Source organism: Brevibacillus sp. SAFN-007a (genome assembly GCF_051967035.1).
In the GTDB taxonomy this organism is placed as follows: domain Bacteria; phylum Bacillota; class Bacilli; order Brevibacillales; family Brevibacillaceae; genus Brevibacillus.
On sequence record NZ_JBQCKK010000001.1, the window covers coordinates 240,290 to 255,704 of the forward strand.

Sequence of the window (15,415 nt, forward strand, 5' to 3'; positions counted from 1 at the left end):
AGATGCCCTTCATCATCGTTGCCCTGCTGATCGGGCTTGTCGTCTCGATTACGTTTGCGGTGACACTCGGCTCGGTGGAAATCAAACCAGCGACGGTATGGAAAATTGCCTTGGCGAATCTCCCGCTGGTTCATCAATGGGTGGAAGTGGATTGGTCAAAAGGAGAACAGACCATTATCTGGGACATTCGGTTTCCCCGCGTCCTGCTGGGGGCTGTCGTCGGGGCCGGCCTGTCTGTTGTAGGGGTGGCGATCCAGTCTCTGGTTCGCAACTCCCTCGCAGATCCGTACATATTGGGAGTCTCCTCGGGCGCATCGGCCGGAGCGACGCTGGTCATTTTGTTCGGAGCATTCAGCATGTACGGACAATTCGCGCTTTCCTTCGGTGCGTTCACCGGATCGCTCGTCTCGATCCTGCTTATTTTTACCTTGTCCCGCATCGGCGGGCAAAACTCGACGGTGCGTCTGCTCATGGCCGGCATCGCGATATCCGCCATCCTGTCTGCGATCACCAGCCTGATTATTTTTTCTGCGCCCAACGAGCACGGCATCCGCTCTGTCCTGTTCTGGATGAGCGGCAGTCTGGCCGGAGGGAAGTGGGAGTATTTGACCATCCCGACGTTGATTGTCGTCATCTGTCTGCTTGTCCTGTTGACGCAATACCGTTCGCTCAATGCGATGCTGATGGGCGAAGAAGCGGCGGGGACGCTGGGCGTCAACACGGTGCGATTTCGCAAGCTGCTGCTCATCATGACCGCGCTTTTGACGGGCGTCATCGTCTCGATCAGCGGTTCCATCGGCTTTGTCGGCTTGATGATGCCGCATATCGTACGCGTCATCGTCGGCTCGGACCATCGGCGCGTCCTTCCTGTCAGCGCCTTGCTCGGGGCCATTTTCCTGATTTGGGCGGACGTGATCGCCCGGCTTGCGTTTGCGCCGGAAGAGCTGCCAATCGGGATTATCACGGCGCTGTGCGGCGGTCCGTTCTTTCTTTGGCTGATGATGCGCAGCTCATATTCTTTCGGAGGTAGCGGGCGATGAATCTGCATGTGGAGAACATTTCGATCGAGCTGGAGAAAAAAACGATTTTGCGCGACGTGAGCCTGACGGTTCGCTCCGGCGAATTTGTGGGGCTGATCGGGCCGAATGGCAGCGGAAAGTCCACCCTGCTCAAAAGCATTTACCGGGCGCTTGCGCCACGCAGCGGATTTATTTCCCTGGACGGGGCGGACGTGTACCAGCTTACCGCCCGGCAAAATGCGCAGCGCATGGCGGTCGTGCGCCAGGAGTCGTCCATCGAGTTTGATTTTACCGTCATGGAAATCGTCATGATGGGGCGCTCTCCCCATAAACGGCTGTTTCAAACCGATACCCCGGCGGACAGCCGCATCTGTGAGGAGGCGCTGGCGCGGGTCGGCATGCAGGCGTACGCCTCGCGCAGCTTTTTTTCCTTGTCTGGCGGAGAAAAGCAACGCGTGCTGATTGCAAGAGCGCTGGTCCAGCAAGCCGGGTTTCTCGTCCTGGACGAGCCGACCAACCATCTGGACGTCCGGTACCAGCTACAGGTGATGGATCTGGTCAAGACGCTCGGGATTACCGTGTTTTCCTCGCTGCATGATCTGAATATCGCCGCCATGTACTGCGATCGGCTGTACGTCATGCGCGACGGGGAACTGGTTGCTTCCGGCACGCCGGAAGAAGTGCTTGAACCCGCGTTGATTCGCGACGTTTTCGGGGTAGAGACAGAGGTGGTCACCCATCCGATCACGGGGAAAAAACACGTGTATTTCTTTTCGGAAGCCGTTCGCATCCAACCATCGCGACAGGAGGTCAAAGCACAATGAGCGTGTACAGTTGCCGCGTATGCAAGTTCCGCTATGACGAATGGATTGGCGATACGAAAAACGGCGTCCCGCCAAGGGTGCCTTTTTCGCATTTGGCAGGCTCGGTCTGTACGACCTGTGGGATGCAAGGGGAAGGGCGGCATGTGCGCCTTCCGGAGGCCACATACTCCGGATTGGAAGCCACCTATTACGACCAGTTTGCCGGAAAAGCGGGCATCGCGTTTTACCGCGACTGGCTGCTGCAAGAAGCAGCGCAAGCCCCGGTGTCCGTGCTGGAGCTTGGCGTAGGCACCGGGCGCATTGCCATTGAGCTGGCGCGCTGCGGCTTGTCCGTCTGCGGCGTGGACAACAGTCCTGACATGCTGGAGATCGCGACGAAAAAGAAGCGGCGCATGCTCAAGGACAACGAGGAGCTGCTTGAGCTGATCGAGCAAAATGTACAGGAGCTGCAGCTAGCTTCCCGCTTTACCCATGTGCTGCTGCCCGAAGGCATTTTTCAGCAGGCGACCTGTAGAGAGGAGCAGCGGCAGTTGCTTTCGGTCGTTACCCGGCATTTGACAGAAGGCGGAATCGTGGCGATTGACTTGCTCCTGCCGCCTGTGAACCGCACATGGTCGCTCATGCAGCGCAAGTTTGTGTTCCCGGACCGGATGGTGTACCAAAAAGTCGAGGGAGAAACGCTCATTGCCGAGCAAAAATTCCGCTATACGCTGACCTATGAGACGTTTGTGGAGCAGGTGGAGCAGCCGCGCTACCGAGTGGAGCGTGAGCTGGCGCTGCTTTTGCCGGGGGAGCTGGAGTTGCTCCTGGAATCTTCGGGCTACAAGGTCGTGCAAAGCAGGGAAAACGTCGTCTGTCACCACAGCCAGCCGCCAGCACAAACGGGAGAGTACGAGCCGGATCGCTGGCAGCACGGCGGCTATCCGTTTGCGGAACCGCCCGGCGCTCCAGGGGCGGCGACGCGCTGGACGATCATGGCCCAAAAAATATCCGCAGACGAGCCGACCCGATCGCGGTCATCCTAGTGCCCGAATCCTTTGCCGCTGACGAAAAACGTGACAAACGCCGTATTCTCTTTGGTTGCTCTTTCTATCACGCGTTTGTTATAATTACCGTTAGTGTATTTTTTCGAGCGCAATCTGGATGTTTGGATGGATTCGCGTGGGAGGGAACGAACAACACATGGATCGCCGTGAAAGACAAAAAAGGATTCGAAATTTTTCCATCATCGCCCACATTGACCATGGAAAGTCGACGCTGGCAGACCGGATTCTGGAGTTGACCGGCGCATTGACTGCACGTGAGATGGAAGCCCAGTTTCTGGATACGATGGAGCTGGAAAAAGAGCGCGGCATCACGATCAAACTGAATGCCGTGCGTTTGAACTATAAAGCAGAGGACGGAGAGGAGTACATTCTCCACCTGATTGACACGCCTGGACACGTAGACTTTACGTACGAGGTTTCCCGCAGTCTGGCTGCCTGTGAAGGGGCGATTCTCGTCGTGGACGCTGCGCAGGGGATCGAAGCCCAGACGCTTGCCAACGTCTATTTGGCGCTGGACAGCAACCTGGAGATCATTCCGGTCATCAACAAGATCGACCTGCCGAGCGCGGAGCCTGAGCGCGTGAAGCAAGAAGTCGAGGATGTCATCGGGCTGGACGCCAGCGAAGCCGTACTGACTTCTGCCAAAGCGGGCATCGGGATCAAGGAAGTGCTGGAGGCGGTTGTCCAAAAGGTGCCGGCTCCAGAGGGAGATCCGGACGCGCCGCTGCAAGCTTTGATTTTCGACTCGTACTTTGACGCGTACAGAGGGGTTATCGCTTCGATCCGCGTCGTGAACGGTACGCTTCGAAAAGGCATGAAAATCAAGATGATGGCGACAGGCAAGACGTTCGAGGTAACGGAAATCGGGACCTCTACGCCGCGCCAGACACCAGTGGAAGAGCTGACCGTCGGCGACGTAGGCTACGTGGCGGCTTCGATCAAAACAGTAGGCGACACGCGCGTCGGGGATACGATTACCGATGCGGCACGCCCTGCTGCCGAGCCGTTGCCAGGCTACCGCAAGATCAATCCGATGGTATTCTGCGGCCTGTACCCGATCGAGACGAACGAGTACAACGACCTGCGCGAAGCACTCGAAAAGTTGCAACTCAACGACGCGTCGCTGCAATTCGAGCCGGAGACCTCGCAAGCGCTCGGCTTTGGTTTCCGTTGCGGCTTCCTGGGACTTTTGCACATGGAGATCATTCAGGAACGCATCGAGCGTGAATTCAACATCAACCTGATTACGACGGCTCCGAGCGTTATTTACCGGATTACCCGGACAAATGGGGAAGTCATCGAGATCGACAACCCGTCGAAGATGCCGGAAGCGCAAAAAATCGAAATGATCGAGGAGCCGTACGTACTGGCGACCATCATGGTGCCAAAAGAGTACGTGGGCGACGTCATGCAGCTTTGCCAGGGCAAACGCGGGGAGTTCCTCGACATGCAGTACATGGGCGAAAACCGCGTGCAGCTCAAATACGACATGCCGCTCTCCGAGATCGTCTACGACTTCTTCGACATGCTGAAGTCGGGTACGCGCGGATATGCCTCCTTCGACTACGAAATGGCGGGCTACAAGCCGTCCAAGCTGGTGAAGATGGATATTCTCCTGAACGGTGAGATGGTCGACGCCCTGTCGTTTATCGTGCACAAGGATACGGCTTATGCGCGCGGCAAAGTCATTTGCGAAAAGCTGAAAGAGCTGATTCCGCGGCAGCAGTTCGAGGTGCCGATTCAAGCGGCCATCGGACACAAGGTCGTGGCCCGCGAAACGATCAGCGCCCTGCGCAAAAACGTTCTCGCCAAGTGCTACGGCGGGGACATTTCGCGGAAACGCAAGCTGCTCGAAAAGCAAAAAGAAGGAAAGAAGCGCATGAAGTCCGTCGGTTCCGTCGAGGTGCCGCAAGAAGCGTTTATGGCTGTTCTGCGCATGGATGATAAGAAGTAGGCCTGACCTCGTGTCAGGTCTTTTCCATTCGTCGACAAGCGCGCAGCCTGGCGCGACCGGGTGTTTCACCCTGATTCCACATCCAAAGGAGGGGAAGAGCTATGACGCCGCAATCGGTTTACATCCACATTCCCTTTTGTACGAATAAATGCTACTACTGTGATTTCAACTCGTTTGTGACCAACAACCCACAGTTGATCTGGGATTATCTGGACGCCTTGAACAAGGAGATGGAGCTGACGTTTCGCGAGCAGCCCGTTCAGGAGGTCAAGACGATCTTCGTTGGCGGAGGGACGCCTACTTTTCTCGACCACGCGCAGATGCGGGCGTTTTTGCAGAGCGTACAGACCCACCTCGGCCCGTACTGGTCGGAGGATATCGAAGTGACGATGGAAGCCAATCCGGGGACGACCGATGTGGAAAAGCTGCGGATTATGCGCGAGCTTGGCGTCAATCGGCTCAGCTTCGGCGTGCAGTCGTTTGACAATGCCCTCTTGAAGCGGCTGGGACGGATTCACGATCGGGACGACGTGTACCGCAGCATCGAGAACGCGAAGCAAGTAGGGTTCACGAATATCAGCATCGACCTGATGTTCGGCCTGCCGGACCAGACGATGGAGATTTTTCGCGAGACGCTGCGCAAGGCTTTCGAGCTGGGGACGACACACTTCTCCGCGTACAGCCTCAAGGTGGAGGAAAATACGCTCTTCCACACGCTCTACCAAAAAGACCAGCTGCCGCTCCCTTCGGAAGAGACCGAGCTTGAAATGTACATGGTGCTGATCGAGGAGATGGAGCGACACGGCTACCCGCAGTACGAAATCAGCAATTTTGCAAAACCGGGCTTTGCGAGCAAACATAATAAAACCTATTGGCTCAATCGTGAATACTATGGGGTGGGGGCAGGTGCTCACGGCTACGTGTGCGGGCAAAGACACGTCAACGCGGGTCCGCTTCTGCTTTACATGCAAAAATGCAAGGAAGGGCTGCCGCGTGTCGAGCAGTTTGCCGTGCCGAAGGAAGATGCGATGGAGGAACAGATGATTCTGGGGCTGCGATTGCGAGAAGGCGTCGATCTGGCCGAATTCGCTTCGCGCTTTGGCGTATCTGCACACGAAGTTTTTGGGACAATAATAGAAGAAGAGATCGCCAAAGGCATGCTGGAAGAGCAAGACGGCCGGTTGAAGCTGACCAAACGGGGGCTTCCGCTGGGAAATGAGGTATTTGCGCGTTTTCTGCGCTAAAAATCAGGACATTGCTGGCGAAATGGGGGAGATTTTGGCCGTGGATCTCGCGCAAGTCCGTTGACAAATCCTTCTACTATTGATACCTTAGTAAGTAGATTTAGCACTCGTTAGTGATGAGTGCTAACAAACGCTCCGGACAGCGGAGCGGCACCTATCTTTCTTTTCATGCTCAACGGGGAGGCGAGCGACATCTATGTTATCTGACCGTCAACGATTGATTTTGAGTGCGATTGTCGATAATTACATTCATTCTGCCGAACCGGTTGGTTCCCGGACGATTTCGAAACGGGAGGACATCGGGTTTTCTTCGGCGACCATTCGCAACGAGATGTCCGACCTGGAAGAGCTAGGGTACTTGGAGCAACCCCACACGTCGGCAGGGCGGGTTCCTTCCACAAAAGGATACCGTTTTTACGTCGACAATCTGATTCAGCCGCAGCGCTTGAGCGAGGCGGAGTTGGGCAAACTGAAACAGTTGTTTGCCGAGCGTATTCTCCATTCCGAACAGGTGGTAGAGTACACCGCTCAAATTCTTTCCCAGTTGACCAACTACACGGCCATTGTGCTGGGGCCGGAGATTTTTGAGCATCGGTTGAAACATATTCAAATCGTTCCTCTGAACGAGACACAAGCGGTTGCGATTGTCGTTACGCATACCGGGCGTGTGGAGAACAAGCTGATCGATCTTCCCGAAGGCATGGGCGCAAGCGAAATCGAGCGCCTTGTCAACCTGTTGAATGCCAAATTGACCGATGTCCCGCTGTGGCAGTTGAGACAGCGCGTCTATCAGGAAATATCGGGCGAGATGCGCCGCTATGCGGAGCAGTACGAGGAAATGCTGAAGATTCTCGACAAGTCGTTGACGCAAGAAGAGGAGCGCGTATACTTACGCGGTGCGACCAAGATCATGGATCAGCCCGAATTCCGCGACGTAGACAAGGTCAAGGACATTCTGGAGCTTTTGGAGCAAAACGATCAACTGTTGCATTTGTTCGGGATGCCGGGAGAGGGACTTACGGTGCGCATCGGTCAGGAGAATCAGCTGGACGCGATCAAGCAATGCAGTGTGATTACCACATCCTACTCGCTTGCAGGCAAGCCGGTAGGGATGGTTGGCATACTTGGCCCGACGCGAATGGAATATGGCAAAGTCATTACCGTACTCAACTATTTGGCAGAAGGCTTATCGCGCATGCTGACTTCGCAGTTTGAGAAATAAATGGAGGAAGGCTCCTCCTGATTTTTTTGTCAATCGGCAATCAGGAAGAGAGCTTGTAGGAGGTATCGAAGTTGAGCGAGGAAAAAATGACGCAAGATCCGTCTGCCCCAAACGAGCAAGTCAACGAGGCAGCCGCCGAGCAAGAAACGGCCGAAGTGAACTGGGAGCAGGAAGCTGCCCAGTGGAAGGCGCAGGCAGAGGAACATCAAAACCGCATGCTGCGCGCCCTGGCTGACATGGATAACCTGAGACGCCGTGTGCGCAAGGAGCAGGAGGACCTGGCCAAGTACGCTTCCCTGAAAATCGTGGAAGAGCTGCTGCCGGTTCTGGACAACTTCGAGCGCGCGCTGGCTGCCGACAAGGAATCCATGACGGTAGAATCGCTTTTGGAAGGAATCAACATGGTGTACCGCCAGATGGTGCAAGTTTTCGAAAAAGAAGGCTTGAGCGCCATCGAAGCACAAGGAAAGCCGTTCGACCCGCACGTCCATCAGGCTGTTATGCAGACCAACAACCCTGATTTTGATTCCGGCGTCGTAGTGGCTGAACTGCAAAAAGGCTATATGTTCAAAGACCGCGTCGTTCGTCCGGCGATGGTTCAAGTGAACGAATAAGCTTGATTTTCCCTATTCATTCGATGAGAACGTGTTAGGAGGATATCATATATGAGTCGCGTAATCGGGATTGACCTTGGAACAACCAACTCTTGCGTAGCGGTAATGGAAGGCGGCGAACCGGTTGTCATCGCCAACGCGGAAGGCAGCCGCACGACTCCTTCTGTCGTTGCTTTCAAAAACGGCGAGCGCATTGTAGGGGAGGCGGCAAAACGCCAGGCGATCACCAACCCTGACAACACCGTTATTTCCATCAAGCGCCACATGGGTACTACCCACAAGGAAACATTGGAAGGCAAGCAGTACACCCCTGAGCAAATCTCTGCGATGATTTTGCAAAAGCTGAAGGCAGACGCCGAAGCTTACCTGGGCCAGCCTGTGACCCAGGCGGTGATTACGGTGCCTGCGTACTTCAACGACGCCCAACGCCAGGCAACCAAAGACGCTGGTAAAATCGCCGGTCTGGAAGTGCTGCGCATCGTGAACGAACCAACCGCAGCTGCCCTTGCATACGGTATGGATAAGACCGAAGACCAAACTGTCCTCGTGTACGACCTCGGAGGCGGTACGTTTGACGTTTCCATTCTGGAACTGTCTGATGGTTTCTTCGAAGTAAAAGCGACCTCCGGCGACAACAAGCTGGGTGGAGACGACTTCGACGATGTGATTATCAACTACCTCGTGAGCGAGTTCAAAAAAGAACACGGCATTGATCTGTCCAAAGACCGCATGGCGATGCAGCGTTTGAAAGACGCGGCGGAAAAAGCGAAAAAAGACTTGTCCGGCGTACTGACTACGACGATCTCGCTGCCGTTTATTACAGCAGATGCGACAGGTCCGAAGCACCTGGAGATGAACCTGACTCGCGCCAAATTCGAAGAGCTGTCCGCTGAACTCGTAGAGCGCACCATGGGCCCAACCCGTCAGGCGCTGAAAGACGCAGGCTTGACGCCAAGCGATATTGACCGCGTCATCCTTGTCGGTGGTTCTACACGCATTCCGGCTGTACAGGAAGCGATCAAGAAGTTCATCGGCAAAGAGCCGCACAAAGGCGTGAACCCGGATGAAGTCGTAGCGCTGGGTGCTGCTGTGCAAGCAGGGGTACTGACTGGTGACGTGAAAGACGTCGTGCTGCTCGACGTAACTCCGCTCTCCCTCGGTATCGAAACATTGGGTGGCGTATTCACCAAGCTGATCGAGCGCAATACGACCATTCCGACCAGCAAGTCCCAAGTGTTCTCTACAGCTGCTGACAACCAGACTTCTGTAGAAATCCACGTTCTCCAGGGCGAACGCCAAATGGCTGCCGACAACAAGACGCTGGGCCGCTTCACGCTGTCTGACATCCCGCCAGCGCCGCGCGGTGTTCCGCAAATCGAAGTGTCCTTCGATATCGACGCAAACGGGATCGTGAACGTGCGTGCGAAAGACCTGGGTACAGGAAAAGAGCAACGCATCACCATCACGTCCAACTCCGGTTTGTCGGAAGAAGAAATCGAACGCATGGTAAAAGAAGCTGAGCTGAATGCGGAAGCGGACAGAAAGCGCAAGGAAGAAGTCGAAATCCGCAACGAAGCTGACCAGCTTGTCTTCACCACCGAGAAGACACTGAAAGAAGTGGAAGGCAAGGTAGACCAGGCGGAGATCGATCGCGCGAACGCTGCCAAGGACAAAGTGAAAAAAGCGCTGGAAGGCGGCAACATCGACGAAATCAAAGCTGCAAAAGACGAACTGTCCGAGATCATTCAACAAATTTCCGTGAAGCTCTACGAGCAGGCTGCCCAAGCGCAGCAACATGCAGGAGGCGGAGCAGAAGCGCAAGAACCGAAGAAGGACAATGTCGTTGATGCTGACTACGAAGTGGTAGACGAGAAAAAGTAATCACGAAGGAAGCGTGAGGGGAGAGCCTTCTCCCTTCGCTCCCTGCCGATGTGACCCCATGGAAGTCAAAGTCACGCAAAAGCTGACTTTGACTTTTTTTCGGGTCTGTCACATGCTATGATAACAGTTGACTGTCATGGGAGTGATATAGGAGATGAAACGCGACTACTACGAGGTTCTGGGAGTATCCAAGGACGCGGACGCCGAAGAAATCAAGAAAGCGTACCGAAAGCTTGCTCGCCAGTACCATCCGGATGTGAATAAAGCCGCTGATGCGGAAGAAAAGTTCAAGGAAGTCAAGGAAGCTTACGATGTCCTGTCGGATACGCAAAAACGCGCGCAGTACGACCGTTTCGGCCATCAGGACCCGAGCCAGGGCTTTGGCGGCGGAGGGTTTGACACCTCGGGCATGGGCGGCTTCGGAGATATTTTTGACATGTTCTTCGGTGGCGGCGGCAGACGCGCGAACCCGAACGCGCCGCGCAAAGGGGCCGATTTGCAGTTCGGCCTGAGCATCGATTTTATCGACGCGATCTTCGGAAAAGAAACCGACGTGGAAATCCCGAAAGAAGTGGAATGCGATACGTGTTTCGGCTCCGGAGCCAAACCGGGAACAGGCGTTGACACGTGCAAAACTTGTCACGGTACCGGACAGCAGGAAGTGGCGGCCAATACGCCGTTTGGCCGCATCGTCAACCGTCGTGTTTGCTCCACGTGCGAAGGCAAAGGGAAGGTTTACAAGGAAAAGTGCTCCTCGTGCCGAGGTAGCGGGCGCGTCAAGGTGCGTCGCAAAATTCATCTCAATATCCCGGCAGGTGTCGATGACGGAGCGCAGCTGCGCGTCTCTGGCGAAGGGGAACCGGGCGTCAATGGCGGACCTCCAGGCGACTTGTACGTCGTCTTGCGCGTGAAAAGCCACGAGTTTTTCGAGCGCGAGGGCAACGACATTTACTGCGAAGTGCCGCTCACGTTTGCACAGGCGGCGCTGGGGGATGAGATCGAGGTTCCTACCGTGGATGGCCGCGTGAAGCTGAAAATCCCGGCAGGAACGCAGACGGAAACCTTCTTCCGCTTGCGTGGAAAAGGTGTGCCGCATTTGCGCGGCAACGGTCGGGGCGATCAGCACGTCAAAGTGCGCGTCATTACGCCAACGAAGCTGAGCGACAGGCAAAAGGAGCTTCTGCGCGAGCTGGCTGATCTGTCCGGAGAGAAGCCGGGACAGCATGGCGCAGGGGCAGAGGACGAAAGCTTTTTTGAAAAAATGAAACGGGCATTCCGCGGCGAGTAATCGGTCGCGGTTTTGTCCGCTTGTAGTTGATTCTGTTCATCAGGAAAGCAAAAGTGGGGAGTGGTAGATTCGTGAAATGGTCAGAAATCAGTATCCATACAACAGCGGAGGCTACGGAGGCGGTGTCCAGTCTCCTCTATGAAATTGGTGCCAACGGTGTCGTCATCGAAGACCCGGAGGTTCTTTATCGCGAGTGGGATACGCCCTTTGGCGAAATCTACCAGCTCTCTCCTGACGATTTTCCGGCCGAGGGCGTATTCGTCAAAGGGTATTTGCCTGTGGACAGCAGCGAACTGATTGATGTCGTGGAAGAATTGAAAGAGCAACTGGCGCAGCTGCCCGACTACGGCCTGGACATCGGCAAGGCGTCGATCGCCGTAAACGATGTCCACGAAGACGAATGGGCCCACGCCTGGAAAAAGTATTACAAGCCTGTGCACGTCTCCGACCGGATGACGATCAAGCCTGTCTGGGAAGAGTACGAGCCGCGTCAGCCGGACGAAATCATCATCGAGATGGACCCGGGGATGGCTTTTGGCACAGGGACGCATCCGACGACCATTCTCTGTTTGCGCGCGCTGGAGAAGTACGTGGCCAAAGGCGATCGCGTGTACGATGTGGGAACCGGAACGGCGATTTTGAGCATTGCGGCGATCAAGCTGGGCGCCAAAAGCGTGCTGGCGATGGACCTGGACGAGGTGGCGGTTCGCTCTGCCCAGGCCAATACCGAGCTGAACGGCGTGCACGAGCAGATCACCGTCAGACAGAACAACCTGCTCGATGGCATCGAGGAGCAGGTGGAGGTCATCGTCGCCAACATTTTGGCAGAAGTGATTTTGCGCTGCACGGATGACGTATTCCGCTTGCTGGCACCAGGCGGCACGTTCATCGCATCCGGCATCATTTCAGCGCGGGAAGCGGATGTCAAGGCTGCTTTGGCTGCTTCCGGGCTTGACGTCGTGGAAACCATTTTCATCGACGACTGGGTAGCCATCATCGCAAAAAAACGATAGAATAGTGAGGTTGGCGAGATGCAACGATATTTTGTCGAGCCACATCTCTTTCATGAGCATGAGCTAACGATTATCGGAGACGATGTTCACCATATTGTAAACGTGATGCGAGCGCGGATCGGGGACGAAATTCTCGTCTCGGACGGAGCAGGCAGATCGGCGAAAGCCAGGCTCGTCAGCTTTTCTTCCACGGAAGTCCGGGCAGAAGTGATCGAGATGCTGCACGAAGAGCGTGAACTGCCGATCCGCATTACCATTGGTCAAGGAATGCCAAAAGGCGAGAAGATGGAGTGGATCTTGCAAAAGGGGACGGAACTTGGCGCGTACTCCTTTTTTCCGTTTTCTTCCGCACGGACCATCGTCAAACTGGATGCCAAAAAAGAAGCGAAAAAACTGGAGCGCTGGCGCAAAATCGTCAAGGAGGCTGCCGAGCAGTCGCACAGGACCGTTTTGCCTGCACTCTTGGCGCCTGTTTCTTTTCGCGAGGCCCTAGCGGCAGGCCAAGCCTACACGCATGTGGCTATCGCCTATGAAAAGGAAGGAAGCACGACTGTCCACGAAGTGCTGGAGCAGATGAAGGCTGGCGATTCCCTGCTCGTCCTGATTGGCCCTGAAGGGGGATTTGCCCCGGAGGAAGTGGCAGAGGCAGAAAGCCAGGGATTTTTGTCCGTGTCTCTCGGTCCCCGCATTTTGCGGACAGAAACAGCAAGCCAGTACGTACTCGCCGCCGCTTCCTACCAGTTTGAACGAAAAGCTTCACGGCATCGCAAAGGATGAGCGCAAGCGAAAGGAGGAATGGCAATGGCTACCGTTGCTTTTCATACATTGGGCTGCAAAGTGAACAGCTATGAGACAGAGGCGATTTGGCAATTGTTCAAAGCGGAAGGCTACGAGCGAGTCGACTTTGAACAGGACGACGCCGATGTTTACGTCATTAATACTTGTACCGTTACAAATACAGGTGATAAAAAAAGCCGTCAGGTCATCCGCCGCGCGATTCGGCGCAATCCGGACGCGATTGTCGCGGTGACCGGCTGCTATGCGCAAACCTCGCCCGGCGAGATCGCGCAAATTCCAGGGGTGGATATCATCGTGGGCACGCAAGGCCGCGAGAAGCTGACCGAATACGTCAAGCAAATTCGCGCCGAGCGCAAGCCGATCAATGCCGTGGGAAACATCATGAAAGCCCGCGAATTCGAGGAGCTGGACGTCCCCAACTTTACGGACAGAACCCGCGCCTCGCTAAAAATTCAGGAAGGCTGCAACAACTTTTGCACGTTTTGCATCATTCCGTGGGCGCGCGGCCTGATGCGCTCCCGCAAGCCGGAGAGCGTGGTGGAGCAGGCGAAAAAGCTGGTGGAGGCAGGCTATCTGGAAATCGTGCTGACCGGAATCCATACGGGCGGATACGGCGAAGATCTGGAAGACTACAACCTCGCCAAGCTGTTGGTCGACTTGCACCAGGTGGATGGACTCAAGCGCATCCGCATCAGCTCCATCGAGGCGAGCCAGATCACGGATGAAGTCATTGAGGTCATCAACAATTCCGACCGCGTCGTACGCCATCTGCACGTACCGTTGCAGGCGGGCGACGACGAAGTGCTGAAGCGCATGCGCCGCAAGTACACAACGGCCGAGTTCTACGAAAAAATGGTGAAAGTGCGTGAAGCGCTGCCGGGTGCGGCGATTACCACAGACGTTATTGTCGGCTTCCCGGGCGAGACCGAGGAGCAGTTCATGAACGGCTACCACTTCATCAAAAAAATCGGCTTTGCGGAGCTGCACGTCTTCCCGTACTCGATGCGGACAGGGACGCCTGCTGCGCGGATGCCCGACCAGATTCCGGAAGAGGAAAAGCACGCGCGCGTTGCGAAATTGCTTGAGCTGAACCAGGAGCTGACCATGGCGTACGCCAAGCAGTTCGTCGGCGACGTGCTGGAAGTGATCCCAGAGCGTCCGTTCAAGGATGCGCCGGACAGCGGACTGTTGATGGGCTACTCCGACAACTACCTGAACGTCGTGTTCCCGGGCGACGAGAGCATGATCGGAAAAATTTGCAAGGTCAAACTGGACAAACCAGGCTCGGAGTATTGCCAAGGAACGCTGGTTCGCGTCGTGGAGAACGATCTGCTGCCGTATTTGAAGGAGCGAGCGATATGAAGGAGATATCGGCAGGAGGCGTCGTCTATCAACGGCAAGACGGCGAATACATGCTGCTTTTGATCGAAGACCGCTACGGCAAAGTCACGCTGGCCAAAGGCAAGCAGGAACTCGGCGAAACCATTGAAGAAACCGCTTTGCGTGAAGTGCTGGAGGAGACGGGGGTGGCCGGGCGTCTTTGCGCCAAGCTGGACATGATTCGCTACGTCTACACGCATCCGGTGACCGGTGAGTCCGTCGACAAGGAAGTCCATTATTATCTGGTTGAGGCTTACAACACAGAGATTACCGTGCAACTGGAAGAAATCAATGACGTTCATTGGCATCCAGCCAAAGAGGCTTGGGAGCTGCAACTGCAGCGAGGCTACCGGAACAACGACGACATTTTCCGCCTGGCCTTTGAAAAACTCGGGATTGAGGTGTAGTTTATGCAATTGAACAAATTTATCGACCATACCCTTTTGAAGCCGGAAGCGACGCAGGAGATGATCGACAAGCTCTGCGCGGAAGCGAAGGAGCACGCATTCATGTCTGTCTGCGTCAACCCGTACTGGGTGAAGCGCTCTGCTGAGCTGTTGGCAGGCACCGATGTAAAAGTATGCACCGTGATCGGTTTTCCGCTGGGAGCGAACACGACAGCGGTAAAAGTGGCGGAAACACGCGATGCGATTGCCAACGGCGCAACCGAAATCGATATGGTGCTGAACGTCGGCGCTTTGAAATCCGGTGATCTGGAAACCGTGAAGCAGGACGTGGCTGCGGTGAAGCAAGCGGCGGGAGATGTCCTTGTGAAAGTGATTTTGGAGACAGGTCTCCTCACCGATCAGGAAAAAGAAATCGCGTGCAAGCTCTGCGTGGAAGCAGGGGCGGATTACGTCAAAACGTCCACCGGTTTTGGACCAGGCGGAGCGACGGTCGAAGATATTGCGTTGATGCGTAAAACCGTTGGCCCTGACATTGGGGTAAAAGCATCCGGCGGCGTGCGCGACGGCGAGGCAGCTCTGGCCATGATCGAGGCAGGTGCGAGCCGCATCGGTACCAGCTCTGGCATCTCGATCGTGACTGGCGCACAAGCAACAGGCACCGGATACTAGCACGCAAGCAAAGCCTGGCCAAGGGAAGGCCGGGCTTTTTCCTTCCTGTTTGCCTG

The 15,415-nt window shown here is 55.5% G+C and carries 14 protein-coding genes; all 14 read left to right on the top strand.

Features of this window, described 5'->3' with window-relative positions:
• The first annotated feature begins 2 nt into the window (after positions 1-2).
• The 14 genes from ACTHO6_RS01190 to deoC all read left to right on the top strand — a co-directional run bounded on the left by ACTHO6_RS01190 (position 3) and on the right by deoC (position 15,359).
• Complete coding sequence (locus ACTHO6_RS01190; protein WP_440238497.1) at positions 3-1,040, top strand: FecCD family ABC transporter permease; 1,038 nt, start codon at positions 3-5, stop codon at positions 1,038-1,040.
• Positions 1,037-1,843 carry a heme ABC transporter ATP-binding protein gene (locus ACTHO6_RS01195; RefSeq protein ID WP_440238499.1) on the top strand — a complete coding sequence of 269 codons (807 nt, stop codon included), beginning with the start codon at positions 1,037-1,039 and terminating at the stop codon, positions 1,841-1,843. The genes ACTHO6_RS01190 and ACTHO6_RS01195 overlap by 4 nt, the downstream gene beginning before the upstream one ends.
• Positions 1,840-2,868: a methyltransferase domain-containing protein gene (locus tag ACTHO6_RS01200; RefSeq protein WP_440238501.1), complete on the top strand. Its 1,029-nt coding sequence runs from the start codon at positions 1,840-1,842 to the stop codon at positions 2,866-2,868. The genes ACTHO6_RS01195 and ACTHO6_RS01200 overlap by 4 nt, the downstream gene beginning before the upstream one ends.
• A 157-nt stretch (positions 2,869-3,025) precedes the next feature.
• Positions 3,026-4,843 (top strand): translation elongation factor 4, encoded by a 1,818-nt coding sequence (gene lepA, locus ACTHO6_RS01205; RefSeq protein WP_440238503.1) that lies wholly within the window; start codon positions 3,026-3,028, stop codon positions 4,841-4,843.
• A 101-nt stretch (positions 4,844-4,944) separates the two neighbouring features.
• Entirely contained in the window at positions 4,945-6,087 is a 1,143-nt protein-coding gene (gene hemW / locus ACTHO6_RS01210; protein ID WP_440238505.1) for a radical SAM family heme chaperone HemW, read from the top strand.
• A 196-nt stretch (positions 6,088-6,283) separates the two neighbouring features.
• A complete protein-coding gene (gene hrcA, locus ACTHO6_RS01215; protein ID WP_440238507.1) occupies positions 6,284-7,309 on the top strand; it encodes a heat-inducible transcriptional repressor HrcA in 1,026 nt (341 codons plus the stop codon).
• A gap of 71 nt (positions 7,310-7,380) precedes the next feature.
• Positions 7,381-7,923, top strand: a complete 543-nt coding sequence (grpE, locus tag ACTHO6_RS01220; RefSeq protein WP_440238509.1) for a nucleotide exchange factor GrpE — start codon at positions 7,381-7,383, stop codon at positions 7,921-7,923.
• Between the two features lie 51 nt (positions 7,924-7,974).
• A complete protein-coding gene (gene dnaK, locus ACTHO6_RS01225) occupies positions 7,975-9,804 on the top strand; it encodes a molecular chaperone DnaK (RefSeq protein ID WP_440238511.1) in 1,830 nt (609 codons plus the stop codon).
• Positions 9,805-9,958: 154 nt separating this feature from the next.
• Positions 9,959-11,092, top strand: coding sequence for a molecular chaperone DnaJ (gene dnaJ / locus ACTHO6_RS01230; RefSeq protein WP_440238513.1), 1,134 nt, complete (start codon positions 9,959-9,961; stop codon positions 11,090-11,092).
• A 71-nt stretch (positions 11,093-11,163) separates the two neighbouring features.
• A complete protein-coding gene (prmA, locus tag ACTHO6_RS01235) occupies positions 11,164-12,105 on the top strand; it encodes a 50S ribosomal protein L11 methyltransferase (protein ID WP_440238515.1) in 942 nt (313 codons plus the stop codon).
• 18 nt (positions 12,106-12,123) lie between these two features.
• Positions 12,124-12,882, top strand: a complete 759-nt coding sequence (locus ACTHO6_RS01240; protein WP_440238517.1) for a 16S rRNA (uracil(1498)-N(3))-methyltransferase — start codon at positions 12,124-12,126, stop codon at positions 12,880-12,882.
• 24 nt (positions 12,883-12,906) lie between these two features.
• Positions 12,907-14,265: a tRNA (N(6)-L-threonylcarbamoyladenosine(37)-C(2))-methylthiotransferase MtaB gene (mtaB, locus tag ACTHO6_RS01245; protein WP_440238519.1), complete on the top strand. Its 1,359-nt coding sequence runs from the start codon at positions 12,907-12,909 to the stop codon at positions 14,263-14,265.
• Positions 14,262-14,690, top strand: coding sequence for an NUDIX hydrolase (locus ACTHO6_RS01250; RefSeq protein ID WP_440238521.1), 429 nt, complete (start codon positions 14,262-14,264; stop codon positions 14,688-14,690). Before mtaB ends, ACTHO6_RS01250 begins: the two co-directional genes overlap by 4 nt.
• A gap of 3 nt (positions 14,691-14,693) precedes the next feature.
• Entirely contained in the window at positions 14,694-15,359 is a 666-nt protein-coding gene (gene deoC / locus ACTHO6_RS01255) for a deoxyribose-phosphate aldolase (RefSeq protein ID WP_440238523.1), read from the top strand.
• The last annotated feature ends 56 nt before the right edge of the window (positions 15,360-15,415 follow it).

Bases quoted from the DNA above. Each gene is read 5' to 3' on its own strand.
- ACTHO6_RS01200 (WP_440238501.1), top strand. From the start codon at position 1,840: ATGAGCGTGTACAGTTGCCGCGTATGCAAGTTCCGCTATGACGAATGG.
- ACTHO6_RS01195 (WP_440238499.1), top strand. From the start codon at position 1,037: ATGAATCTGCATGTGGAGAACATTTCGATCGAGCTGGAGAAAAAAACG.
- dnaJ (WP_440238513.1), top strand. From the start codon at position 9,959: ATGAAACGCGACTACTACGAGGTTCTGGGAGTATCCAAGGACGCGGAC.
- deoC (WP_440238523.1), top strand. From the start codon at position 14,694: ATGCAATTGAACAAATTTATCGACCATACCCTTTTGAAGCCGGAAGCG.
- dnaK (WP_440238511.1), top strand. From the start codon at position 7,975: ATGAGTCGCGTAATCGGGATTGACCTTGGAACAACCAACTCTTGCGTA.
- ACTHO6_RS01190 (WP_440238497.1), top strand. From the start codon at position 3: ATGCCCTTCATCATCGTTGCCCTGCTGATCGGGCTTGTCGTCTCGATT.
- hrcA (WP_440238507.1), top strand. From the start codon at position 6,284: ATGTTATCTGACCGTCAACGATTGATTTTGAGTGCGATTGTCGATAAT.
- hemW (WP_440238505.1), top strand. From the start codon at position 4,945: ATGACGCCGCAATCGGTTTACATCCACATTCCCTTTTGTACGAATAAA.
- mtaB (WP_440238519.1), top strand. From the start codon at position 12,907: ATGGCTACCGTTGCTTTTCATACATTGGGCTGCAAAGTGAACAGCTAT.
- ACTHO6_RS01250 (WP_440238521.1), top strand. From the start codon at position 14,262: ATGAAGGAGATATCGGCAGGAGGCGTCGTCTATCAACGGCAAGACGGC.
- ACTHO6_RS01240 (WP_440238517.1), top strand. From the start codon at position 12,124: ATGCAACGATATTTTGTCGAGCCACATCTCTTTCATGAGCATGAGCTA.
- lepA (WP_440238503.1), top strand. From the start codon at position 3,026: ATGGATCGCCGTGAAAGACAAAAAAGGATTCGAAATTTTTCCATCATC.